Source organism: Amycolatopsis sp. lyj-109 (assembly GCF_046548995.1).
GTDB lineage: Bacteria > Actinomycetota > Actinomycetes > Mycobacteriales > Pseudonocardiaceae > Amycolatopsis.
The window spans coordinates 181,835-205,691 of sequence record NZ_JAJPWR010000014.1; the positions used below are offsets into that span (position 1 = coordinate 181,835).

General features: G+C 72.0%; 21 protein-coding genes. 17 read left to right on the forward strand and 4 right to left on the reverse strand.

What is annotated here, in order from left to right:
• Nucleotides 1-20 precede the first annotated feature (20 nt).
• A complete protein-coding gene (locus ACLJQF_RS29640; protein ID WP_410613620.1) occupies nucleotides 21-977 on the reverse strand; it encodes a hypothetical protein in 957 nt (318 codons plus the stop codon).
• 517 nt (nucleotides 978-1,494) lie between these two features.
• Here ACLJQF_RS29640 and mraZ point away from each other — a divergent pair.
• The 13 genes from mraZ to ACLJQF_RS29705 all read left to right on the forward strand — a co-directional run bounded on the left by mraZ (nucleotide 1,495) and on the right by ACLJQF_RS29705 (nucleotide 17,426).
• Nucleotides 1,495-1,926: a division/cell wall cluster transcriptional repressor MraZ gene (mraZ, locus tag ACLJQF_RS29645; RefSeq protein ID WP_014467434.1), complete on the forward strand. Its 432-nt coding sequence runs from the start codon at nucleotides 1,495-1,497 to the stop codon at nucleotides 1,924-1,926.
• Nucleotides 1,927-2,143: 217 nt separating this feature from the next.
• The gene (rsmH, locus tag ACLJQF_RS29650; protein WP_410613621.1) at nucleotides 2,144-3,097 is read left to right on the forward strand and encodes a 16S rRNA (cytosine(1402)-N(4))-methyltransferase RsmH; all 954 of its coding nucleotides are present in this window, start codon (nucleotides 2,144-2,146) and stop codon (nucleotides 3,095-3,097) included.
• A complete protein-coding gene (locus tag ACLJQF_RS29655) occupies nucleotides 3,094-3,819 on the forward strand; it encodes a hypothetical protein (RefSeq protein WP_410613622.1) in 726 nt (241 codons plus the stop codon). Before rsmH ends, ACLJQF_RS29655 begins: the two co-directional genes overlap by 4 nt.
• Nucleotides 3,819-5,744: a peptidoglycan D,D-transpeptidase FtsI family protein gene (locus ACLJQF_RS29660; RefSeq protein WP_410613623.1), complete on the forward strand. Its 1,926-nt coding sequence runs from the start codon at nucleotides 3,819-3,821 to the stop codon at nucleotides 5,742-5,744. Before ACLJQF_RS29655 ends, ACLJQF_RS29660 begins: the two co-directional genes overlap by 1 nt.
• Nucleotides 5,745-6,006: 262 nt before the next feature.
• Nucleotides 6,007-7,551 (forward strand): UDP-N-acetylmuramoyl-L-alanyl-D-glutamate--2,6-diaminopimelate ligase, encoded by a 1,545-nt coding sequence (locus ACLJQF_RS29665; RefSeq protein ID WP_410613683.1) that lies wholly within the window; start codon nucleotides 6,007-6,009, stop codon nucleotides 7,549-7,551.
• Nucleotides 7,548-9,050: a UDP-N-acetylmuramoyl-tripeptide--D-alanyl-D-alanine ligase gene (locus tag ACLJQF_RS29670; RefSeq protein WP_410613624.1), complete on the forward strand. Its 1,503-nt coding sequence runs from the start codon at nucleotides 7,548-7,550 to the stop codon at nucleotides 9,048-9,050. Before ACLJQF_RS29665 ends, ACLJQF_RS29670 begins: the two co-directional genes overlap by 4 nt.
• Nucleotides 9,047-10,129 (forward strand): phospho-N-acetylmuramoyl-pentapeptide-transferase, encoded by a 1,083-nt coding sequence (gene mraY / locus ACLJQF_RS29675; RefSeq protein WP_410613625.1) that lies wholly within the window; start codon nucleotides 9,047-9,049, stop codon nucleotides 10,127-10,129. Before ACLJQF_RS29670 ends, mraY begins: the two co-directional genes overlap by 4 nt.
• 120 nt (nucleotides 10,130-10,249) lie before the next feature.
• Nucleotides 10,250-11,656 (forward strand): UDP-N-acetylmuramoyl-L-alanine--D-glutamate ligase, encoded by a 1,407-nt coding sequence (murD, locus tag ACLJQF_RS29680; protein ID WP_410613626.1) that lies wholly within the window; start codon nucleotides 10,250-10,252, stop codon nucleotides 11,654-11,656.
• Complete coding sequence (ftsW, locus tag ACLJQF_RS29685) at nucleotides 11,643-13,145, forward strand: putative lipid II flippase FtsW (protein WP_410613627.1); 1,503 nt, start codon at nucleotides 11,643-11,645, stop codon at nucleotides 13,143-13,145. Before murD ends, ftsW begins: the two co-directional genes overlap by 14 nt.
• The gene (murG, locus tag ACLJQF_RS29690) at nucleotides 13,142-14,266 is read left to right on the forward strand and encodes an undecaprenyldiphospho-muramoylpentapeptide beta-N-acetylglucosaminyltransferase (protein WP_410613628.1); all 1,125 of its coding nucleotides are present in this window, start codon (nucleotides 13,142-13,144) and stop codon (nucleotides 14,264-14,266) included. Before ftsW ends, murG begins: the two co-directional genes overlap by 4 nt.
• The gene (gene murC, locus ACLJQF_RS29695) at nucleotides 14,259-15,671 is read left to right on the forward strand and encodes a UDP-N-acetylmuramate--L-alanine ligase (RefSeq protein ID WP_410613629.1); all 1,413 of its coding nucleotides are present in this window, start codon (nucleotides 14,259-14,261) and stop codon (nucleotides 15,669-15,671) included. The genes murG and murC overlap by 8 nt, the downstream gene beginning before the upstream one ends.
• Before the next feature lie 4 nt (nucleotides 15,672-15,675).
• Nucleotides 15,676-16,521: a cell division protein FtsQ/DivIB gene (locus ACLJQF_RS29700; RefSeq protein ID WP_410613630.1), complete on the forward strand. Its 846-nt coding sequence runs from the start codon at nucleotides 15,676-15,678 to the stop codon at nucleotides 16,519-16,521.
• A gap of 74 nt (nucleotides 16,522-16,595) precedes the next feature.
• On the forward strand, nucleotides 16,596-17,426 hold the full coding sequence (locus tag ACLJQF_RS29705; RefSeq protein ID WP_410613631.1) for an NAD(P)H-binding protein: 831 nt from the start codon (nucleotides 16,596-16,598) through the stop codon (nucleotides 17,424-17,426).
• A 209-nt stretch (nucleotides 17,427-17,635) separates the two neighbouring features.
• On the opposite strand, the gene ACLJQF_RS29710 is transcribed toward ACLJQF_RS29705, so the two are convergent.
• A complete protein-coding gene (locus ACLJQF_RS29710; RefSeq protein WP_410613632.1) occupies nucleotides 17,636-18,805 on the reverse strand; it encodes an MFS transporter in 1,170 nt (389 codons plus the stop codon).
• 79 nt (nucleotides 18,806-18,884) lie between these two features.
• On the opposite strand from ACLJQF_RS29710, the gene ACLJQF_RS29715 reads away from it, so the two are divergent.
• The 4 genes from ACLJQF_RS29715 to ACLJQF_RS29730 all read left to right on the forward strand — a co-directional run bounded on the left by ACLJQF_RS29715 (nucleotide 18,885) and on the right by ACLJQF_RS29730 (nucleotide 22,394).
• On the forward strand, nucleotides 18,885-19,427 hold the full coding sequence (locus ACLJQF_RS29715; protein WP_410613633.1) for a CGNR zinc finger domain-containing protein: 543 nt from the start codon (nucleotides 18,885-18,887) through the stop codon (nucleotides 19,425-19,427).
• A 447-nt stretch (nucleotides 19,428-19,874) separates the two neighbouring features.
• Nucleotides 19,875-20,204: a hypothetical protein gene (locus tag ACLJQF_RS29720; protein ID WP_410613634.1), complete on the forward strand. Its 330-nt coding sequence runs from the start codon at nucleotides 19,875-19,877 to the stop codon at nucleotides 20,202-20,204.
• A gap of 417 nt (nucleotides 20,205-20,621) precedes the next feature.
• Nucleotides 20,622-21,746 (forward strand): S1 family peptidase, encoded by a 1,125-nt coding sequence (locus ACLJQF_RS29725; RefSeq protein ID WP_410613635.1) that lies wholly within the window; start codon nucleotides 20,622-20,624, stop codon nucleotides 21,744-21,746.
• Between the two features lie 105 nt (nucleotides 21,747-21,851).
• Nucleotides 21,852-22,394, forward strand: coding sequence for a dihydrofolate reductase family protein (locus ACLJQF_RS29730; protein ID WP_410613636.1), 543 nt, complete (start codon nucleotides 21,852-21,854; stop codon nucleotides 22,392-22,394).
• Here ACLJQF_RS29730 and ACLJQF_RS29735 read toward each other — a convergent pair.
• Both ACLJQF_RS29735 and ACLJQF_RS29740 read right to left on the reverse strand, forming a co-directional pair.
• The gene (locus ACLJQF_RS29735; protein WP_410613637.1) at nucleotides 22,391-22,981 is read right to left on the reverse strand and encodes a TetR/AcrR family transcriptional regulator; all 591 of its coding nucleotides are present in this window, start codon (nucleotides 22,979-22,981) and stop codon (nucleotides 22,391-22,393) included. The two genes, ACLJQF_RS29730 and ACLJQF_RS29735, sit on opposite strands and share 4 nt — an antisense overlap.
• 4 nt (nucleotides 22,982-22,985) lie before the next feature.
• On the reverse strand, nucleotides 22,986-23,855 hold the full coding sequence (locus tag ACLJQF_RS29740) for an alpha/beta fold hydrolase (protein WP_410613638.1): 870 nt from the start codon (nucleotides 23,853-23,855) through the stop codon (nucleotides 22,986-22,988).
• Nucleotides 23,856-23,857 lie beyond the last annotated feature (2 nt).

Below are 23,857 nucleotides of genomic sequence, written 5' to 3' on the forward strand. Positions count from 1 at the left end.
GGAGGTCTTGAATGAGTCATTCAAGACGCCAGCCGGACCGGCGGACGCGGGCGGGCCGCCGCCATGCGGTAGGCCGAGACGAGTTGCGCGACGACCGTGTGCGGTTCTATACGCAGCTGGCTGGGGACCGTCTGGACCACGGCGACGCCGGCCGCGGCGTACCGGTTGTTGCGGGCCAGCGTTGCCGCATAGCCCGGCTGCCCGAAGTGAAACTCGTAGGAGTCGATCTCCCACGCCAGGGCCACCTCGTCCCACCAGGCGTCCGGGGTGGCGACGTAATGACCCAGGTCGTCCCGGAGGGTGAAGTTCCAGACCGGATCGGGCAGGCCGGTGCGGCGGAGCAAAGCCATGGCCTCGGCTTCGGCGACCGACCGGGCGCCGCGAGCGACCTCCTGCAGCGCTGCGCGAGGCAGGGCGCTGCCCCTGGTGCTCCCGTTCTCCAATTCGGTCGACAGGTCCGCCGGCGCGATCTTCAGCTGTTGCACCGCTTCGGCCAGCAGCGCACGGACCGAGGCAAGCTCGGTCAGCCGGCGGCATTCGTCCAGCACCGACCGGGTGGCCGGGGCCAAGGGCAGTCCGTCGATCCGGACGGGATCGGGCATTCGTGTCGTCCGTTCGACGACCACGTAGCCGCTGCTCGTGGTCTTCAGGTGGGCCGGCAGCAGGAGGTGGAGGAGTTCGCCGGGCACGGCAGAGCGCCGCAGGCCCTGTAGCCGGCAGGACTCGAGCCCGGTGATCACTGCTTGATCACCGCAGTAAAGGAGCGCTCCTTCGATCAACTGCCGGCGCGTCGGCTCGCCGGTGCGCAGCAGGACGACGCCGGGCAGGAGCCGTTGCCAAGGCCGGCCGGGGCGGCAGCGCCGGTAGCTCGTTCGTTGTGGCACGCCCAGATGCTCCAGGTGTGCGACGGTGATCACCCCGCGTCTGCTGGCCGCGAAGAGCTCTTCCGCATCGCGCGCCCATGTGTGTCTGCCCACCGGTCCATGGTCGCCTCGACCACCGCCCCCGGGGCGACGTTTCCGCAATCTGTGGACTACTCACGGTCATCGTGGCCGCCCTGTGGATAGCTCGGCGCTCACCCGAGGTCTTGAATGAGTCATTCAGGACCTCGGAGGTCCTGAATGAGTCATTCAAGACCCTTCTGGCGACGTGACTTCCCCACTTCGGCCCCCGTGCGTCCCCCACGAGGCCCCACCTGAGGGGTGGCGGAGGGCGGGGAGGGTTCTTTCGCGGCCGTTATGCGGACGCATGGGGAACAGCTGAGGTTGCTCCGGCCCCCGGTGTGGGGGATCTTGGCCACCGTCCCCCACCACGCCCCCCACCGGCCCCCACCCTGCTGACCTGCGCAAACGGAACACTCGACGGAGTGGTCTGCCCGTTTGTCGCGTTGACTGTGGTGAAAAGTGGGGTACGGTGGTGGCCAGTGGGGCGGAAGGGAAGCCCCGTGGCCGTTCGGGGTGGTTCTCCACCGTGGACGGTAGGGAGGTGGAGGCCGTGTTCCTCGGCACCCACACCCCGAAACTGGACGACAAAGGGCGGCTCGCGCTGCCTGCGAAGTTCCGTGACGCCTTGGCGGGTGGGCTGATGCTTACCAAGGGGCAGGACCACTGCCTCTTCGTCTTCCCCCGCGCCGAGTTCGAGCAGATGGCGCGCAAGGTCGCCGAGGCCCCGTTCACGAACGAGGCGGTTCGGGCCTACCAGCGCTACCTGTTCGCCGGCACGGACGAGCAACGTCCGGACGGCCAGGGGCGCATCACCATCGCGCCCGAGCTCCGCCGCTACGCGGGGCTCAGCAAGGAGTGCGTGGTGATCGGGGCGATCACCAGGCTGGAGATCTGGGACGCCCAAGCGTGGCAGGGCTACCTGGAAGAGCACGAAGACAGCTACGCGAAGGCTCGAGAGGAAGTACTGCCGGGCGTCTTCTAGACGTGCGGTCGCGGTGCACCTGCGTCGTCGGGGGACGAGAGGTTCGCCGCTCCGCGCGAAGAGGGGAAGCCCACCCGGATGCCGTGAGGCCTCTGTCCGCTCAACAGCCCTGGTGCACCTTCCCCGGTACCAGGTCGGCAGCGGGCGGACAGGGACCTGACGGCATCCGCCATATTTCCCCCCGGGCCGCCCAGGCGAGAAAGGGGGAGGGAACACCATGACGGCACCCGAGCACGTCCCGGTACTGCTGAGCCGGATAGTCGAGCTGTTCGCTCCCGTGTTCACCGACCGCGACGGCGTTCTCGTGGACGCGACGGTCGGCCTCGGCGGGCATTCCGACGCCCTCCTCGAGGCCTTCCCGCGGCTGCGCCTCGTCGCGCTGGACCGCGACCCCGCCGCGCTGGAGAAGTCCGGGGAACGCCTGGCCCGCCACGGCGACCGCGTCGACTTCGTCCACACCGTCTACGACGGGCTCCCGGAGGCCCTCGAAAGCGTGGGCCTGGACAAGGCCGACGGCATCCTGTTCGACCTCGGTGTCTCGTCGATGCAGCTGGACCGCGCCGAGCGCGGGTTCGCCTACTCCAAGGACTCCCCGCTCGACATGCGGATGGACCCCACGACCGGGTTCACCGCCGCCGACGTCCTCAACACCTACGCGCCCGGCGAGCTGATCCGGATCCTGCGGGACTACGGCGAGGAACGCTTCGCGCAGCGGATCGTCAAAGCCGTCGTCGCCGCGCGGGAAAAAGAGCCGTTCACGAACAGCGGGCGGCTGGTCGAGCTGCTCTACGACGCCGTCCCGGCCGCCACCCGCCGCACCGGCGGGCACCCGGCCAAGCGCACCTTCCAGGCGTTGCGGATCGAGGTCAACGGCGAGCTGGAGGTGCTGCGGCGGGCGATGCCCGCCGCGCTGGGTGCGCTCCCCGTCGGAGGACGCATCGTCGTCGAGTCGTACCAGTCCCTGGAGGACCGCCTGGTCAAGCAAGCCCTGGCCGAGCTCGCGAAGTCCCGCACCCCGGAAGGGCTCCCGGTGGAGCTGCCGGGGCACGGACCGGAGCTGAAGCTCCTCACGCGCGGTGCCGAGAAGGCCGGCGACGAGGAGATCGAACGGAACCCGCGCGCCGCTTCGGTACGGCTGCGGGCCGCAGAGAGGATCGGAGAGCCGCGATGACCGCTCCCGCGAAGTCCCGCCGCCGGGCCGCGCCGGCGACGCGGGGCCGCACCGAGGCCGCCGGCACCTCGACGACCGTCGAGCCGGACCAGCAGCCGGGCCAGGCCGCGCCCCGGCGCGGGTCGCGTGGCCGCACGTCCGCGGCCGAGCGGGCCTACGCCCGCCGTGCCCAGCGCGCCGACCTGCTGAAGGAGCGCGAGGCACGCCCGGAGCCGAAGGCCCGGCCGGCCGCGCTGCCGGAGAAGCCGAAGTTCCGGCTGAAGCTGCTGCTGCCGAAGTCGCGCGCGTCGTTCGTGCTGATGATGATGGCGCTGCTGGCCGCCGGCGTGGCGACCACGCTGTGGCTGACGACGCAGGCGATCGCCGACTCCTACCGGCTCGAGCAGCTGCGCACCACGAACGGGAAACTGGCCGAGCAGAAGGAACAGCTGCAGCGCGACGTCGCGAAGGCCGAGTCGCCGGCTTCGCTGTCGCCCAAGGCCCAGCAGCTGGGCATGGTGCCCGGCGGTGACCCGGCGCGGATCGTCGTCGGTCCCGACGGGAAGACCTCGCTCGTCGGCGAGCCCAAGAAGGCCAAGGCGGACACGCCGGTGGTGCCGGCCGCGCCGCCCGCCGCGCCCGCCGCGGGCACGCAGTCGCCGCAGGGCGCGCCGATCGAGGGCGACCAGCCCGCCGTGCCCGCCGACGCGCAGCCGCCGGCCCAGCCGGGAGGCGGCCAGTGATGGCTTCGGGCCGCAGCCAGGTCCGCGCCCGCGCCGCGGGCAGCGCCCGGCGGACGTACGCCGCCGGGACCCGCAGCGCGGCCGCCCGCCGGGCCAACGGCGGGCACCGCAGCCGGTTCTCCGCCGTGCGCCTGCTGCTGGTCGCCGTGCTGCTGGTCGCCGGGGTGAAACTGGTGCAGGTGCAGTGGTTCGACGCCGCGGCGCTGTCCGCCGCGGCCGAACGGCAGCGCACCCAGACCATCGACATCCCCGCCCAGCGCGGGTCCATTGTGGACCGCAATGGCGCGAAGCTGGCGTTCAGCGTCGAGGTGCGGACGCTGTCGGTGAACCTCAAGACGCTGCACAAGAACATGGAGGACTGGGTCGCGCGGAACCCGGGCACCCAGAAGACGTTCGACAGCGAGACCGCCGCGGCCGCGAAGTACATCGCGGCCAAGGTGCCGAACCAGCTGAGCGAGCAGCAACTGCTGGACCTGCTCCGCAAGCAGGCGTCCTTCACCTACCTGCTGAACAACGTCGAGCCGTCGGTCGCCGCGGACATCCAGAAGAAGTTCACCTGGATCAGCATCGAGAAGCGTGCGCTGCGGGAGTACCCGGGCGGCAGCCTGGCGGCGAACATCGTCGGTGCCGCCAATTGGCGCTCCGAGGACAAGGACGTGTCCAAGCACAACCTCCACGGCCTCGTCGGGCTCGAGCTGCTGCGCGACAACGACCTGGCGGGCACGCCGGGCCGGATGATGGTCAACACCAAGAACGGCAGCGACAACGTCGTCATCCCGGGCACCGAGCACGACCTGCAGGCCGCGGTCCCGGGCTCGGACCTCGAGCTGACCATCGACTCCGACCTGCAGTACGAGGTGCAGCGCCAGCTGACGGACTACGTCCAGCAGTCGCACGCCAAGGGTGGGCAGGCCGTCGTGATGGACGCCAAGACCGGCGAGGTCTACGCACTGGCCAACGACAACACGTTCGACCCCAACGACCAGAGCACCTGGAACACCGACGACCTGGCCAACCCCGCGGTCACCACGCCGTTCGAACCCGGGTCGGTCAACAAGCTCGTCACCGCCACCGGGGCGATCGAATACGGCGTCGCGACGCCGGAGTCGACGGTCGAAGTGCCGGGCGCGCTGCAGGTGGCCGACAAGACGGTGCACGACGCCTGGACCCACGGCACCCAGACGTTCACCACCACCGGGATCTTCGCCAAGTCGTCCAACATCGGCACCCTGCTGCTGGCGCAGAAGATCGGCGAGGAGCGCTACGCCAACCTGCTCAAGTCGTTCGGCCTCGGCCAGCGCACCGGCGTCGGCCTGCCCGGCGAGAGCGCGGGCGTGGTGCCCGCGCGCAGCCAGTGGTCGGCGACCACCTTCGGCAACCTGCCGATCGGGCAGGGCCTGTCGATGACCATCCTGCAGATGGCCGGGATGTACCAGGCGATCGCCAACGACGGCCTGCGCGTCGAACCGCGGATCGTCAAGGCCAAGGTGAACCCGGACGGCACGACCGTGCCCGAGCCGGCCCCGAAGTCGGTCCAGGTGGTCAGCCCGCAGACCGCCAAGACGGTGCGCGACATGATGCGCGCGGTCGCCCAGAACGGCAAGGGCCTGCAGAAGGGCACCGCCCCCTCGGCGGCGGTCGAGGGTTACCAGATCTCCGGGAAAACGGGCACCGGCCAGCAGGTCGACCCGCGGACGAAGGCCTACAGCGACCACCTGTACAACATCACCTTCGCCGGCATCCTGCCCGCCGACCACCCGCGGTTCGTCGTCGGGATCCGGCTGGACGCGCCGGACACGACGCTGCCGGTCGGGCACTCCGCCGCGCCGCTGTTCCACACCATCGCCTCGTACGTGACGCAGCGGTACCAGATTCCGCTGTCCGACGGCCCGTCGCCGGAGGTCCCGCTCATCATCGCCCCGTAACCCAGGTGCTCTGCCGCGGCTCGTCGTGAGTGGTAATTCGGGTTCTAACCCGAATTACCACTCACGACGAGCCGCGGCAGAGCGTCCACATGGGCCGGGGATGGGGAAACCGTTGTGGGGCAACGGGGTCCACGGCGCCGTTTAGCACATGTGTCAGGCTCGTACGCAATCGCCGTACCGCGTGCGGGGGCCCGGAACGCCCGCCGGTAGCCTCTTGGCCGTGTCCGTGTCCTCGTCCAGTTCCCAGGTGCCGGAAAGCCCGGTGAAAGCGGTCCCCGCGCCGCCCCGCCCGGCGCGCATCGACCCGGTCCCGCTGGCGACGCTGCTCGCCAGGGCGGACGCCCGCCTGATCGCGGAGAGCCCCGACGCCGCCGAGCTCACCGTGACCGGCACCACGCTGCGCGCGCAGCACGTGCTGCCCGGCGACCTCTTCGCCGCCCTGCCGGGTGCCCGGGCCCACGGCGCCGACTTCAGCGACCAGGCCGTCGCGGGCGGGGCCGTCGCCGTCCTCACCGACGCCGAAGGCGCCGAGCGGCCCGCCCTGCGCGACGCCGGCGTGCCGATCCTCGTGCACCCGGACCCGCGCGCGGCCCTGGGCGAGATTGCCGCCTGGATCTACGGCGAGCCCTCGCTGCGGCTGGCCGTCCTCGGCGTCACCGGCACCTCCGGCAAGACCACGACGTCCTACCTGGTCGACGCCGGCCTGCAGGCCGCCGGGCTGACCACCGGCCTGATCGGCACGGTGGAGACCCGGATCGCCGGCGAACGCCTGGTCAGCGGGTTCACCACGCCGGAGGCGCCGGACCTGCAGGCGCTGCTCGCGGTGATGCTCGAGCGCGGCGTCACGCACGTGCCGATGGAGGTCTCCAGCCACGCGCTCGCGCTGGGCCGGGTCAACGGCACCCGGTTCGCGGTCGGCGCCTTCACCAACCTCTCCCAGGACCACCTGGACTTCCACAAGGACATGCAGGAGTACTTCGCCGCGAAGTCCCTGCTGTTCGACGGCCGCTCCACCACCGAGGTCGTCGTGGTCGACAGCGCGTGGGGCCAGGCCCTGCTCACGCCGCAGACGATCACCGTCTCGACGGATCCCGGCACCGACGCCGCGTGGAAGGCCACCGATCTGGAGGCCACCCCGCAGGGTGAGCAGACGTTCACCCTGCACGGCCCGGACGGCGTCCGCGCCGCCGCCCGGATCCCGCTGCCCGGCGAGTTCAACGTCGCCAACGCCGTGCTGGCGGCGGCGATCCTGAGCACCGCCGGAGTAAGCCTCGAGCACATCGTCACCGGGCTCGCCCAGGTGCAGGTGCCGGGCCGGATGGAGCGCGTCTACGTCGGCCAGGAGTTCACCGCCGTCGTCGACTACGCCCACAAGCCGGCCGCGGTCGCCCAGGGCCTCGACGCGCTGCGCGCCCGCACCGAGGGCCGGATCATCACCGTGCTCGGCTGCGGCGGCGACCGGGACACCGCCAAGCGCCCGATGATGGGCGAGGCCGCGGCCCGCCGCAGCGACGTCCTGATCGTCACCGACGACAACCCGCGCTCCGAGGACCCGGCGGCGATCCGCGCCGCCATGCTCGCCGGCGCCCGCGCGGTCGGGCCCGCCGAGGGCGGCGAGGTCGTCGAGATCGGCGACCGCCGCGAGGCCATCGCGCACGCCGTCTCGCTCGCCGTGCCGGGCGACATCGTCTTCCTCGCCGGCAAGGGGCACGAGTCCGGCCAGGAGGCCGGCGGCGTCGTGCACCCGTTCTCCGACCGCGACGAGCTGGCCGCGGCCATCCGCAACAAACTCGAGGTGAGTGTGTGATCGTGCTCAGCCTGGCCGAGATCGCCGACGTCGTCGGCGGCCGGCTGCACCGCGCCGAGCCGGGCGCGCAGGTGACCGGCACCGTGGAGTTCGACACCCGGAAGCTCATCCCCGGCGGCCTGTTCGTCGCCCTCCCGGGGGAGAAGGTCGACGGCCACGACTTCGCCGCGCAGGCCGCCGAGGCCGGGGCGGTGGCCGTGCTGGCCGCCCGCGAGGTCGACGCGCCCGCCATCGTCGTCCCGCCGCTCGCCGCGGGCGAGGCCCACGAGCGGTCGGTCGCGCTGACCGGCGACAAGGACGGCTCCGGCGCCGCGGTGCTGGCCGCGCTGGCCAAGCTCGCCCGGTACGTCGTGCAGCGCCTCGCCGAGGGCGAGCTGACCGTCGTCGGCGTCACCGGTTCCTCGGGCAAGACCTCGACCAAGGACGTCATCGCGCAACTGCTCGAGCCGCTCGGCCCGACGATCGCGCCGCCCGGGTCGTTCAACAACGAGCTCGGCCACCCGTGGACGGCGCTGCGGGCCGACGCGCAGACCAGGCACCTGGTGCTGGAGCTGTCCGCGCGGGGCCCGGGGCACATCGCCCACCTCGCCGAGATCGCGCCGCCGAAGATCGGCGTCGTGCTCAACGTCGGCAGCGCGCACGTCGGCGAGTTCGGCTCGCGCGAAGGCATCGCGAAGACCAAGGGCGAGCTGGTCGAGGCCCTGCCCGAAGACGGCGTCGCGGTGCTGAACCTCGACGATCCGCTGGTCGCGGCCATGGCGAGCCGCACGAAGGCCCGGGTCGTGTTCGTCGGCGAGAGTGCGTCCGCCCAGGTCCGGGCCGCGGACATCACCCTCGACGACGAGGCCCGCGCGTCCTTCCGGCTGATCACCCCGGCCGGCGAGGCCGACGTCAAGCTGCCGCTGCACGGCGAGCACCACGTCGGCAACGCGCTGTCCGCCGCGGCGGTCGCGCTGGAGCTGGGCGCGACGCCGGCCGAGATCGCCACGCGGCTCTCGGCTCTCGAACGGCGGTCCGCGCGCCGCATGGAGGTCGTCACCCGGCCCGACGGCGTCACGATCCTCAACGACTCGTTCAACGCCAACCCCGAGTCGATGCGGGCCGGCCTGAAGGCCCTCGCGGCGATGACGCGGGAGACCGGCCGCCGCTCGTGGGCCGTGCTCGGCGTGATGGGCGAGCTCGGCGCGGACTCGGTCACCGCCCACGACGAGATCGGCAGGCTCGTCGTCCGGCTCAACATCGCCAAGCTCGTCGTCATCGGGCCGGAGGCGGCGGCCATGCACCAGGGCGCGCACCAGGAAGGCTCCTGGGGCGAGGAGTCCACTTTGGTACCCGACGTCGAGGCCGCCGCCGCCCTGCTGCATGATCAGCTCCGCCCCGGGGACGTGGTGCTGGTCAAGGCCTCCAAGGCCGCCGGCCTCTGGCGGGTCGCCGAGGCCCTGCTCGAACCCCGGGAAACCGACAACTCCGAGAATCGCTCGAACGGTGGTGACGCGTGATCAGCATCCTGATCGCGGCCGCTGCGGGCCTGCTGATCTCCATCCTGCTCACGCCCTACCTGATCCGGGTCTTCTCCCGGCAGGGCTTCGGCCAGGAGATCCGCGAGGAAGGCCCCCAGGGACACAAGTCGAAGCGCGGTACCCCGACCATGGGCGGTGTCGCGATCATCATCGCGATGGTCGTCGGGTACTTCGCCGCGCACCTGATCAACTGGATGTTCAACTCCCGCAGCGGCGCGCCGACGGCCTCCGGGCTGCTCGTCCTGATGCTCGCGGTGGGCCTGGGGATCGTCGGGTTCCTCGACGACTTCATCAAGATCCGCAAGCAGCGGAACCTGGGGCTGAACAAGACCGCGAAGCTGGTCGGGCAGCTCGTGGTGACCATCGCGTTCGCGGTCCTCGCCCTGAACTTCCCGAACGAGCACGGCATCACGCCGGCGTCGGAGAGCCTCTCCTACGTCCGTGACCTCGCGCTGATCACCTTCCCCTCGGTGATCTTCGTGATCTTCTGCTACATCGTGATCTCCGGCTGGTCGAACGCGGTGAACTTCACCGACGGTCTCGACGGCCTCGCCGGCGGTGCGGCGGCGATGGTGCTGGCCACCTACGTGGTGATCTCGTTCTGGCAGGAGCGGCTGTCCTGCGCCAACGCGCCGGCGGCCGCCTGCTACGACGTCCGCGACCCGCTGGACCTGGCCGTGGTCGCCGCCGCGGCGGCCGGCGCCTGCGTCGGGTTCCTCTGGTGGAACGCGGCCCCGGCGAAGATCTTCATGGGCGACACCGGCTCGCTGGCCCTCGGCGGCCTGGTCGCCGGCCTGTCCATGACCACCCGCACCGAGCTGCTCGCCATCGTCATCGGCGGCCTGTTCATGGTCGAGATGATCTCGGTGGTCGCGCAGATCGCGGTGTTCCGGACGACCCGCCGCCGGCTGTTCCGGATGGCGCCGTTCCACCACCACTTCGAGCTCGCCGGCTGGGCCGAAACCACGGTGATCATCCGGTTCTGGCTGCTCTCGGCGATCTGCTGCATGTTCGGGCTCGGCCTGTTCTACAGCGAGCAGCTGGGCCTCGGCGGCTGATACTGGCGGGCCGGTCTGCCGCAGCTGGTCGTGAGTGGTAATTAGGGTTAGAACCCTAATTACCACTCACGACAAGCCAGCCACGGCGGATGGTGAGGGTGGCGGGGAGGAAGGTTGGAAGTGGAGATCTCGGGTCGTCACGTTCTGGTCGCCGGCGCCGGCGTCACGGGCAAGTCCGTGGTTCCGGTGCTGGTCGAGCTGGGTGCGCGCGTCACCGTCACCGACGGCAACGCCGAGCGCCTGGCCGAGCTGGCGGGCCTCGGCGCCGAGCTGGTGCCGGGGCTGACCGAGCCGCCTGAGGGAACAGCACTCGTCGTGACCAGCCCCGGCTGGCGGCCGACGTCGCCGCTGCTCGTGGCCGCGGCCGAGGCGGGCGTCGAGGTCATCGGCGACGTCGAACTGGCCTGGCGGGTCGGGCAGCTGCGCGAGCACCCGCCGTCGTGGCTGGTGATCACCGGCACCAACGGCAAGACGACCACCGCCGGCATGCTCGAATCGATCCTCAAAGCCGCCGGCAGCAACGCCGTGGCCTGCGGGAACATCGGCTACGCGGCGCTCGACGCGGTCCGTGCGGGGTACGACGTGCTGGCGGTGGAGCTGTCGAGCTTCCAGCTGCACTGGTCCTCGACGCTGGCCCCGGACGCGGCCGTGGTGCTGAACCTGGCCGAAGACCACATCGACTGGCACGGCTCGATGGCCGAGTACGCGGCCGCGAAGGGCCGGGTCTACGCCCGCGCCAAGGTCGCGGTGCACAACGCCGACGACGACTGGTCCACCCGGATCGCCGCCGAGCACGCGCCCGAGAGCGCCCGCCGCGTCGGCTTCCAGCTCGACACCCCGCACGCCGGCGAGCTGGGCGTGGTCGAAGACCTGCTGGTCGACCGCGCCTTCGTCGCCGACCCGGCGAACAGCGCCGAGGAACTCGCGACGCTCTCCGACGTGCGCCCGGCGGGCCCGCACAACGTCGCGAACGCCCTCGCCGCGGCCGCGCTGGCCCGCGCCCACGGCGTCTCGCCGGACGCCGTGCTGAAGGGCCTGCGCGAGTACCAGCCGGCCCCGCACCGGGCCGCCGAGGTCGCCGAGGTGGCCGGGGTCCGCTACGTCAACGACTCGAAGGCGACCAACCCGCACGCGGCCGCCGGGTCCCTGCGCGCCCACGCGAGCATCGTGTGGATCGCCGGGGGCCAGCTCAAGGGCGCCTCGGTCGACGAGCTGGTGAGCAGTATCGCAAGCCGTCTCCGGGGAGTTGTGCTACTCGGCGTCGATTCACCCGTGATCGCCGCCGCGGTCGCGCGACACGCGCCGGATGTCCCGGTGAACAGCCTCCGTCCGGGTGACGATGAACCCATGACTGCGGCGGTGAGTGCGGCCAGCGCGATGGCCCGGCCCGGTGACGTGGTGCTGCTGGCACCCGCCGCGGCGTCGTTGGACATGTTCTCGAGCTACGGCGAGCGCGGCGACGCGTTCGCCGCGGCCGTGCGTGTCCTCCGCGACGACGCAGCGGGGGAGCCGAGTGACGACAGCTGAACCGAAACCTCCACCGCCGCCGAAGCGGCCGCGCCGCGAGCGCAAGGAGAGCGGCTTCGTCGCCGTCCGGACCGCGCTGACCGCGTGGCTCTCGCGGCCGCTGGCCTCGTTCCACCTCGTGCTCGCCCTCACCGGCGTGCTCACCGTCATCGGCGTCGTCATGGTGCTCTCGGCGTCGTCGGTCACCTCCTACAACCCGAAGACCGGCAGCGGCGTGTACTCGCTGTTCGTCAAGCACCTGGTGTTCGTCGCGCTCGGCTCGGTCGTGTTCTGGCTGGGCCTGCGGGTCAAGCTGGAGCGGATCCGGCGGATGTCGGCCACCGCGACGGTGATCTGCCTCGCCCTGCTGATGCTCGTGCTCACCCCGCTCGGCTCCACGGTCAACGGCTCGCAGGGCTGGTTCAAGATCGGCGAGTTCACCTTCCAGCCGGTCGAAGCCGCGAAGGTCGCGCTGGCCTTCTGGGGCGCGCACATCCTGGTGATCAAGTACAACGTGATCCACCAGTGGCGGCACCTGCTGGTGCCGGTGGTGCCGATCGCGCTGCTGATGTTCGCCCTGGTCATGCTGCAGCCCGACCTCGGCGGCACGGTCACCCTCGCCGTGGTGCTGCTGGCGCTGCTGTGGTTCGCCGGCGCCCCGAAACGGCTCTTCGGCGTCATCCTGGCCGGCGGCCTGGCCGGCGTGCTCGTGCTCGCCGTCATCGCGCCCTACCGGCTGGACCGGGTCATGTCGTTCCTCTCGCCGGACGCCGACACCAGCGCCGGGGGCTTCCAGGCCAACCAGGCCAAGCTGGCGCTCGCCGACGGTGGGGTCCTCGGCAAGGGCCTCGGCCAGGGCGCGGCCAGCTGGAACTACCTGCCGAACGTGCAGAACGACTTCATCTTCGCCCTGATCGGCGAAGAGCTCGGGCTGATCGGCTGCGTCGTCGTGCTCGCCCTGTTCGGCGGGGTCGCGATCGTGGGCCTGCGGATCGCCACCCGCAACATCGACCCGTGGATCCGGATCGTCTCCGGCACGCTGACGGTGTTCCTGGTGGCCCAGGCCGGCATCAACATCGGCTACGTCGTCGGCCTGCTGCCGGTCACCGGTGTCACGCTGCCGCTCATCTCCTACGGCGGCACCTCGCTGGTGATCACCATGCTCATCATGGGCGTGCTCGCGAACGCCGCTCGGCACGAACCGGAGGCGGTGGCCGCGCTGCGCACACAGGGGCCGGGTAAATTCGGGCGTCTGCTGCGGCTGCCCGCGCCCGACCCGTACCGCCCGCCCGCCACGCGCAAGGCGGCGGGGCGGAGTGGGGCGAAGGCGGCCAGGCCGGCGCCCCGTGCGGCCCGGCCCGCCCCGGCTCAGGAACGACGCAGGTCGGTCCGCGAGCCGGTGCGCCGCAGCGCGGCACGGACGAGCACGGCCACGTCTCGCGGCGGGGCCGCGCGGACAACAGCGAGCCGTGGTACCCGGAGTACCGCGAACCGGAGAGGTCATAGGTGAGTAAGCCCGTCAAGGGAACCGAGCGAGCCGCCGCGGGCAAGGGGCCCGTGGTCGTGGTCGCCGGAGGTGGCACCGCAGGACACATCGAGCCCGCCCTCGCCCTGGCAGACGCCGTCATGCGGCTGCGCCCGGACGCGACGGTCGTGGCGCTGGGCACCGAGCGGGGCCTGGAGAACAAGCTCGTCCCGGCCCGCGGCTACCGGCTGGAGCTGATCCCGCCCGTGCCGCTGCCGCGCAAGCCGACGCCGGAGCTGATCAAGCTGCCGCTGAAGGTCCGCGACTCGGTCCGCAAGACCCGCGAGGTGCTGCAGCGCGTCGGCGCGGACGTCGTCGTCGGCTTCGGCGGCTATGTCGCCCTGCCCGCGTACTTGGCCGCCCGCGGGCGCGTCCCGATCGTCGTGCACGAGGCCAACAAGTCGGCCGGCCTGGCCAACAAGGTCGGCGCGCGGTTCGCCAAGCGCGTCGCCGTCGCCGTTCCGGGGACGACGCTGCCGAACGCCGAGGTCGTCGGGATCCCGCTGCGGCGGTCGATCACGACCCTGGACCGGGCCGCGCTGCGGGCCGAGGCGCGCGAGTTCTTCGGCCTGGACCCGGACGCGCCGACGCTGCTGGTGTTCGGCGGTTCGCAGGGCGCGCAGTCGATCAACGCCGCGGTGTCCGGCGCGGCGAAGGACCTCGCGGACGCCGGAATCGGCGTCCTGCACGCGCACGGGCCGAAGAACACGCTGGTCGTGCAGGAGTTCCCGGGCAAGCCGGCGTACCTGCCGGTGCCGTACCTGGAGCGGATGGACCTGGCCTACGCCGCGGCCGACGTCGCGATCTGCCGCTCGGGCGCGATGACCGTCGCCGAGGTGACCTCGGTCGGGCTGCCCGCGGTGTTCGTCCCGCTGCCGATCGGCAACGGCGAGCAGGCGTCGAACGGCCGTCCCGCCGTCGACGCGGGTGCCGCGCTGATGATCGACGACGCCGACCTGAGTCCGGCCAAGGTCGCCGAACTGGTCGTTCCGCTGGTCACCGACGCCGACCGCGTCGCGAAGATGAGCGCGGCGGCGGTCGGCATGGGCCACCGCGAGGCCGACGAGACCCTCGCCCGGATCGTTTTGGAGACCGCCCGTGGTTGAGTCGGCACAGCTCGAACTGCCTGAGGAATTGCGCCGGGCGCACCTGATCGGGATCGGCGGGGCCGGGATGTCCGGCATCGCGCGGATCCTGCTGGCCCGGGGCGCTTTCGTGTCGGGCTCGGACGCCAAGGAGTCGCGCGCGCTGCTGTCGCTGCGGGCCCAGGGTGCCGAGCTGTTCGTCGGCCAGGCGGCTTCGAACATTGCGGCCCTGGCCGAACCGCCGTCCGCCGTGGTCGTCTCGACGGCGATCAAGGAGACCAACCCCGAGCTGGCCGCGGCGCGCGCGGCGGGCATCCCGGTGCTGCACCGGGCGCAGGCGCTGGCCGGGCTGATGGAAGGCCACCGCGTCGCCTGCATCGCGGGCACGCACGGCAAGACGTCGACGACCTCGATGCTCACCGTGGCGCTGCAGCACTGCCGGCTCGACCCGTCGTTCGCCATCGGCGGCGACCTCAACGAGTCCGGCGCCAACGCCCACCACGGCGAGGGCGGCGTGTTCGTCGCCGAAGCCGACGAGAGCGACGGCTCGTTCCTGACCTACTCGCCGTCGGTCGCCGTCGTGACGAACGTCGAGCCGGACCACCTGGACCACCACGGCACGGCCGAGGCCTACACCAAGGTGTTCACCGAGTTCGTGGGCCGGATCGTGCCGGGCGGGCTGCTCATCGTCTGCGGTGACGATCTCGCGGCCGACGAGCTGGGCAAGCAGGCCGCCGAGCTGGGCGTCCGGGTGCGCCGCTACGGCCGCACGGTGACCGATCCGGGCGACGCGCGGGTCCTGGACTACGTCCCGGCGCCGGACGGCGGGGTCGTGCGGCTCCTGCTCGACGGCTCGGAGCTGTCCGTGCGGGTCGCCGTGCCGGGCGAGCACATGGCGCTGAACGCGATCGCGGCCCTGCTGGCCGGGATCGAGCTGGGCGCGCCGGTGCCGGGCCTGGTGGACGGCCTCGCCGCGTTCGGCGGGGTGCGCCGGCGGTTCGAGTTCAAGGGCCGGGCCGGCGACGTCCGCGTCTACGACGACTACGCCCACCACCCGACCGAGGTGGCCGCGCAGCTGCGGGCGGTGCGGACGGCGGCCGGGTCCGGGCGGGTGATCGTGGTGTTCCAGCCGCACCTGTACTCGCGGACCAAGACGTTCTCCGTGGAGTTCGCCGAGGCGCTGTCGCTGGCCGACGAGGTCGTCGTGCTGGACGTCTACGGCGCGCGCGAGGAGCCCGAGCCCGGCGTCACCGGCGCGCTGATCGCGGACCGGGTGACCGCGGCGGTGCACTACGAGCCGGCGTTCGACGTCGCCGCGCCGCTGGCGGCCGGGCTGGCCAAGCCCGGCGACCTCGTGGTGACCATGGGCGCCGGGGACGTGACGCAGCTGGGTCCGGAGATCCTCGCCGAGCTGGACAAGCGCTGAGGCCATGAGTCCGACCAGGGAACGCCGCCGTCCGTCCTCCGGAGAGGAACCAGTGGACGTGCCGGATCGTGCCACCCTGGCCCGGCAACGCCGGGGGCGGCGCTCCGAGGAGGAGCGCCGCCGGACCCGCGCCGCGCGGCCCAAGCCGAGCGCCCGCACCCGGCCCAGCCGTCCGGTGGAGATCCGCCGCCGGTGGGTCGCGCTGCTGTCCGTGCTCACCGGGGTCGCGCTGGTCTACCTGCTGTTCTTCAGCTCGATGCTCGGCGTGCAGGACGTCTCGGTCAGCGGCGCCCGCACGGTGCCGGCCGACCAGATCCGCACGGTCGCGGCGATCCAGCCGGACAAGCCGCTGCTGCGGCTGAGCACCGACGAAATCCGCGACCGGGTGGCGGCGATGCCGGGCATCGCGACGGTCGAGGTGTCGCGCTCGTGGCCGAACACGGTCGAGATCACGGTGACCGAGCGGGCGGCGATCGCGTTCTTCGACAGCGGCCCGGGCGGCGACGGCGTGCACCTCGTCGACGGCGGCGGAGTGGTGTTCAAGACGGTCCCGGCGCGGCCGCCGGGCCTGCCGGAACTCAAGCTGCCGAAGGTGTCGGCGGACGACCCGGTGACGCGCGCGGTGACGGCGGTGCTCGGGGTGATCCCGGAGCAGCTGCTCAAGCAGGTCACGACGGCGACGGCGAAGACACCGGCGAGCGTGGAGTTCACGCTGGCCAACGGGAAGATCGTCCGCTGGGGGACCGCGGAGCAGACGGACCGCAAGGCCAAGGTCCTGGCCGCGCTGCTCACCCAGGACGGCAAGGTCTACGACGTCGCGGCGCCGGAACTGCCGACCATCACCTCCTGAAATCCCGATCGTGTGCACCAGTGTTCTCGTATGCCGTACGATCTCGTACGACATACGAGAATAGGAGGACGCTCATGACGATCCTGGTGACGGGCGCAACCGGCAGCGTCGGCCGGCTGGTGGTCGACGAGCTGCTCGCGGCGGGCGAGCCCGTGCGGGCGCTGACCGTCGACCCGGAACGCGCGCAGCTGCCGGCCGAGGCGGAGGTGGTCGTCGGGTCGCTGGCGAGGCCGTCGACGCTGCCGGTCGCGCTCAAGGGCGTCTCGGCGGTGTACCTGGCGCCGATGGCGCGGACCGTCCGGCGGTTCTGCGAGCTGGCTTCGGAGGCCGGCGTCGAGCGGGTCGTCGCGTTGTCGGGCAGCAGCGTCGGGGACGAGCACGAGGGGTCCAGCGGCCACGAGTACGCCGCCGTCGAGACCGCCGTCCGGGAGGCCGGGTTCGCCTGGACCTTCCTGCGGCCCGGCGTGTTCATGAACAACACGCTCGACTGGGCGCCGATGGTCCGGGCGGGCGAGCTCGCGATGGCCTACGGCGACGCGACGCAGACACCCATCGACCTCGCCGACATAGCGGCGGTGGCCGCCCGGGTGCTGGTCTCGGCCGGGCACACCGGCCGGACGTATGTCCTCAGTGGACCGGAGGCGATCAGCCTGCGCGGACAGGCCGAGACGCTGGCCTCGGTGCTGGGCAAGGACATCCGGTTCCGCGAGCTGACCCCGGCGGAGCAGCGCGCGCAGTGGATCGGGTACGGCGTCCCGGAATCGGCCGTCGGCTGGCTGCTCGAAGGCTTCGCGGAAACCCTGCGGCACCCGCAGGTGCCGACCGGCGTCGTCGAGCAGCTGCTGGGCCGGCCGGGAACGACGTACGCGGAGTGGGTGGGAGCGAACCGGGCGGTGTTCGGCTAGGGGGCATACCGTTCACGATTCGTGGAGAATGCCGTTGTGGACGCTGAGTGCGCGAGGGTCCGGCAAGCGACCCAAGGCGGCCTTCGGTGCGTCTGACGCACCCAAGGCCGCCTTGGGGCCCAACCCACCTGCCGGAGCCGGCGCCCGCACCGCCCGCCCACGCGCCCACGACCGGCCGCGGCAGAGCGTGGACGGCGAGCCGGGTGGCGTCAGGTGCGGGTGCGGGTCATTCCCGCCAGGCCGAGCAGCGGGAGCACGCCGGCGAACACGACGACCGCCGTCCAGCCGCCGAGGTGGTAGGCGATCGACCCGGCCTGGGAGCCGATGGCGCCGCCGATGAAGAACGTGCCGAGGTAGACGCTGTTGATCCGGGCGCGGGCGGACGGGTCGAGCTGGTAGATCGTGTGCTGGCCGACCACCAGCGTGGTCTGCACGGCCGTGTCGACGGCGATCGCGGCGATCGCCAGCAGGATGACGCTGTGCGCGCCGAGGCCGGCGAGCGCGAAAGCCGCGGCGCAGAGCACGAAGGCGGCCGCGGTGAGCCGCCGGCCGTGGCCGTGGTCCGACCACCGGCCGGCCAGCGGCGCCACCGCGGCGCCGGCCGCGCCCGCCAGCGCGAAAAGGCCCACGCCGAGCTGGGAGTAGTTGAAGGGCGGCGCGGTGAGGACGAACGCGATGGTCGTCCAGAAGGCGCTGAAAGCGCCGAACATCGCCGACTGGTAGAGGGCACGGTGGCGCAGCGCGGGGTGCTTCCGTGCCATGGCGAAGGTGGAGCGGAGCAGCTCGCCGTAGCGGACGTCGGTCTTGGGGGCGCGGCGCGGCAGGATGAACCGCAGCACGACGGCGAGCGCCGCCATCGCCCCCGCCGAGATCAGGAACACGACGCGCCAGCTGGTCACCTCGGCGAGCAGGCTGGCGACCACGCGCGAGAGCAGGATCCCGAAGAGCAGCCCGCTGACCACGCGCCCGACGATCCGGCCGCGGATGGCGTCGGGGGCGAGGTCGGCGGCGAACGGGATGAGGATCTGCACGACGACCGACGCCGCCCCGACGGCCAGGGAAGCGATGAGCAGCACGGCGAACCCGGGCGCGATCCCGGTGGCGACCAGGCCGGCGCAGGCGACCGCGAGCAGGGTCGCGACGAGGCCGCGGTTCTCGAGCCGGTCGCCGAGCGGGACGAGCAGCAGCATCCCGGCGGCGTACCCGATCTGGGTGGCGGTGACCACCCCGCCGGCGGCGGCCTCCCCGACGCCGAAAGCCTGCCGGAGCTCGACGAGCAACGGCTGGGCGTAGTAGAGGTTGGCGACGGTCAGTCCACAGGAGACGGCCAGCAGCAGCACGAGCCAGCCGGGCGGGGCCTTCTGCTCCGTCTCGGTCATCTGCGCCCCCAGGATTGGAACCGGTTTGATCGGTTCCCGACGGTACCAGTCAAACCGGTTCCGGCGTACGGTGACCCGTATGACGGACAGATTCCGCGCGGGAGCGGGCCGCCCGTGCCTCGACTTCATCCGGACGCTCCGGTACCGGGGAACGCCGTCGGAGACGGAGGAGCTGCCGGACGCGCCGGCGTGGGGGGCGTGGATCGACCGGTTCGGCCCGTTCGCCACCCCGGTCCACCCGGAGTCGGCGACCGACGCTCGTGTCTTGCGCGAGGCGATCCACGAGCTGCTGACGGCTTCGGCGCGCCCGTCGACGCGGCAGCGGCTGAACCGCGTCGCGGCGCTGCCGGTGCCGGCGCCTTCGCTGACGTCGTCGGGTGAATTGCGGTGGCAGGCCGCGGATCCCGCGTCGGCGATGCTGGCGTTGCTGGCCCGGGACGCGCTGGAGCTGGTGACGTCGCCGGAGTTCGCGCGGGTTCGGCGGTGCGAGGGGGCCCGCTGCGGGGCGCTGTTCCTGGACACGTCCCGGCCGGGGACGCGGCGGTGGTGCTCGATGGGGGTGTGCGGGAACCAAGCGAAGAAGTCGACTTATCGAGCGAAGGTGACCGACGGCCACCGCTAGTACTGCAGGGACACTTGTGTGGGTGACCTGGGGAAACAAGGTCACCGTTTGCCGTGGCTGGTGGTCGTGAGTGGTAATTCGGGTTCTAACCCGAATTACCACTCACGACCAGCCGCGGCAGGACTGTAAGCCGGACCCTGGCCCGACTTCGCCAACAGCACCCTCCGGCGCCCCGAATGAGTCATTCGCGGCGTGCGGACGCGACGCACCCTGGTTCGCGGCGAGTGGTCTGGTCCGGCGCACCCGCGGCCACCTCCAGTGGCGGCGGATCCGCGTTTGCGGGCGACGGTGGGGAATCCGCCATCCGTCCAGGGGCACGGGCTAGCCCGGATGGAGCAGCGCCGTGACTTTCCGCTGCGCGCCGATTCACTGGCCCGATGAATTGCCGGTAATTCTTGCGCACTTCTACGCTGATGAGGTCGGGTTCTCGGCAGTTGAGGAGTGGCGATGCGAAGGAAATGCGCGGTTTTTGCGATCGCGGTGTTTTCCCTGTTCGGTCTGTCGGCCGTGCCGGCGGCCGCGGCGACCGGTGATTTCGCGCCACCCGGCTGCTTCGGCGAGCGTTACGGGATCCTGTTCGGACAGGGCGTTTCGGTGAGCTGCTTTCCCGGTGAGGGCTACGGATACCGCGTGATCGCGCACTGCGCGAACGGCGGTGCGTTCTGGCTGGCGGTCGGTCTTCCGGTGCCCTATGGGTTCGGTCCGGCGGTCGCGGAGTGCTCCGGTGCACTGTTCGTGCCCGCCCAGGTGATCGCGTACCAGGTCGACGAAATCTGATTCGGGCACGGAACCGCCCGGCCGCCGTTTTTCGCGGTGGCCGGGCGGTGTCGTGCCCGGATTCCGGCGGCGAATTCGGTGCCGGGACGTGCCCGGCAAGGGGACGGCCGGGCACGTCCGGTGCCCGCCAGACTCCCGTCCGGGCCGTCGCTCGCGAAGCCGTGTTCTACTTGGTTCAGACCTTTTTGCAACGCCGCGAAGAAGGGGTGACAGCACGGTGCGGGCGGGCCGACGGCCAGTCCGCCTCTCGGGCATGCGCAAGAAAACTCTTACTGTGACAGTGTTTTCGAGTATCCACAGTGGATGAACAACAGGGAATTCCGGACAGAAGACCGGACAAATCTGGACCCGGTGCCGGCCCGGACCGCACACTCTGCGGACGGTGTGTTTCTTTCCCCCGGCCTTGGAGGAGTTCCCATGCGTCGAAGAATCGCCCTGGCTCTCGGCAGCGCCGCCGCCGTCCTCACCGCGTCCCTGACCGCCCTCACTCCCGCCGTCGCCCAGGCGTCGCCCGGGCTGATCGCCGCCATGCAGCGGGATCTCGGGCTCACCGCCGCGCAGGCGTCGGCCCGGCTCACCCAGGAAATGTCCGCCGCCCGGGTACTGCCCGGCGCACAACAGGCCGCCGGCGCCGCGTTCGGCGGTGCGTGGTTCGACCCCGCACGGGGCAAGCTGGTGGTCGGCGTGACCGACCCGGCCGCGGCCGCCGCCGTCCGGCAGGCCGGGGCCGAGCCGGTCGCGGCGCGGACCAGCGCCGCGAAACTCGACGCCGCGAAGGCCGCCATCGACGCATCGGCCAAGGCGGAGCCCGCCCCGGCCGCCGTCAGCGGCTGGCGCGCCGACCCACGCGCCGGCAGCGTCGTGGTCACCCTGCGGCCGGGCGCGCGTGGCGCCGACGTCGACGCCTTCCTGGCGCGGGCGGCCAAGGCCGGCCCGGTCACGGTGGCGACCGCACCGGCCGCCGAACCCTTCTCGGCGGGCACCGTCGGCGGCGACCCGTACTACATCAACGGCAACACCCGCTGCTCGATCGGCTTCTCCGTGCAGGGCGGCTTCGTCAGCGCCCGGCACTGCGGCGGCACGGGCAGTTCGGTCGTCGGCTGGGACGGCTCGTGGATGGGCACCTTCGCCGGCTCCTCCTTCCCGGGCAACGACTATTCGTTCATCCGGATCGGCGGCGGCTGGTGGACCGCGCCGGTCGTGCTCGGCTGGGGCACGGTGAGCGACGCGCTCGTCCGCGGGTCCTGGGTCGCGCCGGTCGGGACGTCGGTGTGCCGCTCGGGCTCGACAACGCACTGGCACTGCGGCACGGTGCTGGGCCAGAACGAGACCGTCAACTACGCCCAGGGCGCGGTCTACCAGATGACCCGCACCAACGTCTGCGCCGAGCCCGGCGACTCCGGTGGCTCGTTCATCACCGGTGACCAGGGCCAGGGCGTCACCTCCGGCGGCTGGGGCAACTGCGGCTCCGGCGGCGAGACGTGGTTCCAGCCGGTCAACGAGATCCTCCAGACCTACGGGTTGTCCCTCGTCACGGCGTAGCCGGTGAGGAATGCCGGCGGCGGCCGACGAATCCGGCGGCCGCCGCCGGTAGGTACCGGTGCGGCCGCGCCACCGGGGCGCGGCGATCAGGCACCGGGAGCAGTCATGAGCGTGATCGTCGTCGAGTTCACCACCTTGGACGGCGTCGTCGAGGACCCGGACGGTTCCGGCGGCACGGCCACCGGCGGCTGGGCCTTCCGACACGGGCCGGAGGCGGTGGCCGGGGACAAGTTCCGGCTCGGCGCCCTGCTCGACACCGGTGTCCTGCTGTTCGGCCGGACCACCTGGGAACTGTTCACGAAGCTCTGGCCCGGCCGCTCGGGCGAGTTCGCCGACCGCCTCAACGCGGCGGCGAAGCTGGTCGCGTCACGGACCGTCCACGACGTGTCCGCATGGCAGAACTCCGTGCTGCTGCAGGGAGATCTCGCCGAATCGGTCGAGCGGGAAGAACGGGACGTCGTCGTCATCGGCTCGGTCGGGATCGCGCAGCAGCTGGCCCGCCACGGCCTCGTCGACGAGTACCGCCTGCTCGTCTTCCCGAGCGTCGCGGGGACGGGCCGCCGGCTCTTCGACGTCGCGGTGGACCTCGAGCTGGTCGCCACCACCCGGGTCGGGCCCGCGATCCTCGGCACCTACCGGACGCGCTAGGTCCGCAGGAGACTCCCGAGCCAGCCGCCGAGGACCTGCTGGACCTCGGCGCGGGTCCGGGCCGGGTCATCGGCCGCGGCGATCATCCGCGCGGCTTCCATCACCGCGCTGAGCACCAGCTGAGCCAAGGCGTGGACGGGCAGTTCGACGATCAGCCCGTCCGCGCTCGCCTGCTCCAGCACGGCGACGAGCAGGCCGAGGCCGTACTCCGCCTCGATTTCGCGCCAGACGTCCCAGCCGAGCACGGCCGGGGCGTCGGTCAGCGAAATGCGGCGGACCTCCTCGCGCAGGCAGGCGTCGAGGAAGACGCCGAGGCCCTGCAGCATGCCCGACAGGGGGTCCGGGCCGGCGGCGAACGCGGTCCGGACCTCCTCGGTCAGCTCGCGTTCCAGTTCCTCGACGACGGCACGGAACAAGCCCTGCTTGTCGGCGTAGTGGTGGTACAGCGCGCCGCGGGTCAGCCCGGCGGCGCGGGTGATCTCGTCGGCCGGCACCGCTTGGTAGCCGCGGGCGGCGAACAGCTCGCGCGCGGCGGCGACCAGGGCGGCCTTCGTGCCGGCGGAACGGTCCTGCTGGGTACGTCGCACTCGCCTAATCTGCCATGGCGCCCGCGAACCCGACGACGTGGCGGGCCAGCACCGCGGGCTGGTCCTCGGACAGGAAGGTGTAGGAGTCCGGCACCTCCACCAGCTTCGCGTCCGGCAGCAGGCCGGCCAGCCGGTGGGCCAGCCGGATCGGGAACAGCTTGTCCTCCGGCGCCCACGCGAGCAGCACCGGCCGGTCGAACGTGCGCAGCGCCTCGGCGGCGGCGAGCGTGTGCCGCGGATGCACGGCACGCAGCAGTTTCCGCAGGTCCCGGCGTACGCCGGCGGACTTCCGCAGCGGCGAGAGGTAGGCCTGCGCGACGGCGTCCGGCAGCGGCCGCTTGACCACCCAGCCGAAGAGGATCGGCAGCGGGTACAGGGCGCGGATCCGCAGCAGCTGGCCGAGCACCGCCATCGACCCGGGGATCCGGGCCAGCGGCGGCAGCACCTTGAAGATCGGGGGGAAGAAGTACTCGAAGCAGTCGGACGGCGTGAGCACGACCCGGCCGACCCGCCCGGGACGGCGGCTGAGCAGGATCTGCGTCAGGGCGCCTCCGGTGTCGTTCGCGACGAGCGTGACGTCCCGCAGGTCCAGCGCGTCGAGGAAGTCGGCGATGACGTCGGCGTTGCCGACGGGGGAGAGGTCGGCGTCGGCGCGCATCGGGATGTCGTGCGCGCCGAGCGGCAGATCCGGTGCCAGGCACCGGAACCCGGCCGCGGCGACGTCGGGGACGACCTTCCGCCACAGCTCGGCGTTCGTCAGCACCCCGTGTACGAACACGACCGGTGCTCCGGTGCCCCGCTCGAAGTACCGCACTTCGCCGGCGGGCAGCCGGACGCGGTGCTCCTGGCCCAGTGATGCGCTGCGCTTCGTCATGC

Coding starts and splice junctions, on each gene's coding strand:
- rsmH (WP_410613621.1), top strand. CDS start 2,144: ATGACGGCACCCGAGCACGTCCCGGTACTGCTGAGCCGGATAGTCGAG.
- ACLJQF_RS29655 (WP_410613622.1), top strand. CDS start 3,094: ATGACCGCTCCCGCGAAGTCCCGCCGCCGGGCCGCGCCGGCGACGCGG.
- ACLJQF_RS29660 (WP_410613623.1), top strand. CDS start 3,819: ATGGCTTCGGGCCGCAGCCAGGTCCGCGCCCGCGCCGCGGGCAGCGCC.
- ACLJQF_RS29700 (WP_410613630.1), top strand. CDS start 15,676: ATGAGTCCGACCAGGGAACGCCGCCGTCCGTCCTCCGGAGAGGAACCA.
- ACLJQF_RS29705 (WP_410613631.1), top strand. CDS start 16,596: ATGACGATCCTGGTGACGGGCGCAACCGGCAGCGTCGGCCGGCTGGTG.
- ACLJQF_RS29710 (WP_410613632.1), bottom strand. CDS start 18,805: ATGACCGAGACGGAGCAGAAGGCCCCGCCCGGCTGGCTCGTGCTGCTG.
- ACLJQF_RS29715 (WP_410613633.1), top strand. CDS start 18,885: ATGACGGACAGATTCCGCGCGGGAGCGGGCCGCCCGTGCCTCGACTTC.
- ACLJQF_RS29720 (WP_410613634.1), top strand. CDS start 19,875: ATGCGAAGGAAATGCGCGGTTTTTGCGATCGCGGTGTTTTCCCTGTTC.
- ACLJQF_RS29725 (WP_410613635.1), top strand. CDS start 20,622: ATGCGTCGAAGAATCGCCCTGGCTCTCGGCAGCGCCGCCGCCGTCCTC.
- ACLJQF_RS29730 (WP_410613636.1), top strand. CDS start 21,852: ATGAGCGTGATCGTCGTCGAGTTCACCACCTTGGACGGCGTCGTCGAG.
- ACLJQF_RS29740 (WP_410613638.1), bottom strand. CDS start 23,855: ATGACGAAGCGCAGCGCATCACTGGGCCAGGAGCACCGCGTCCGGCTG.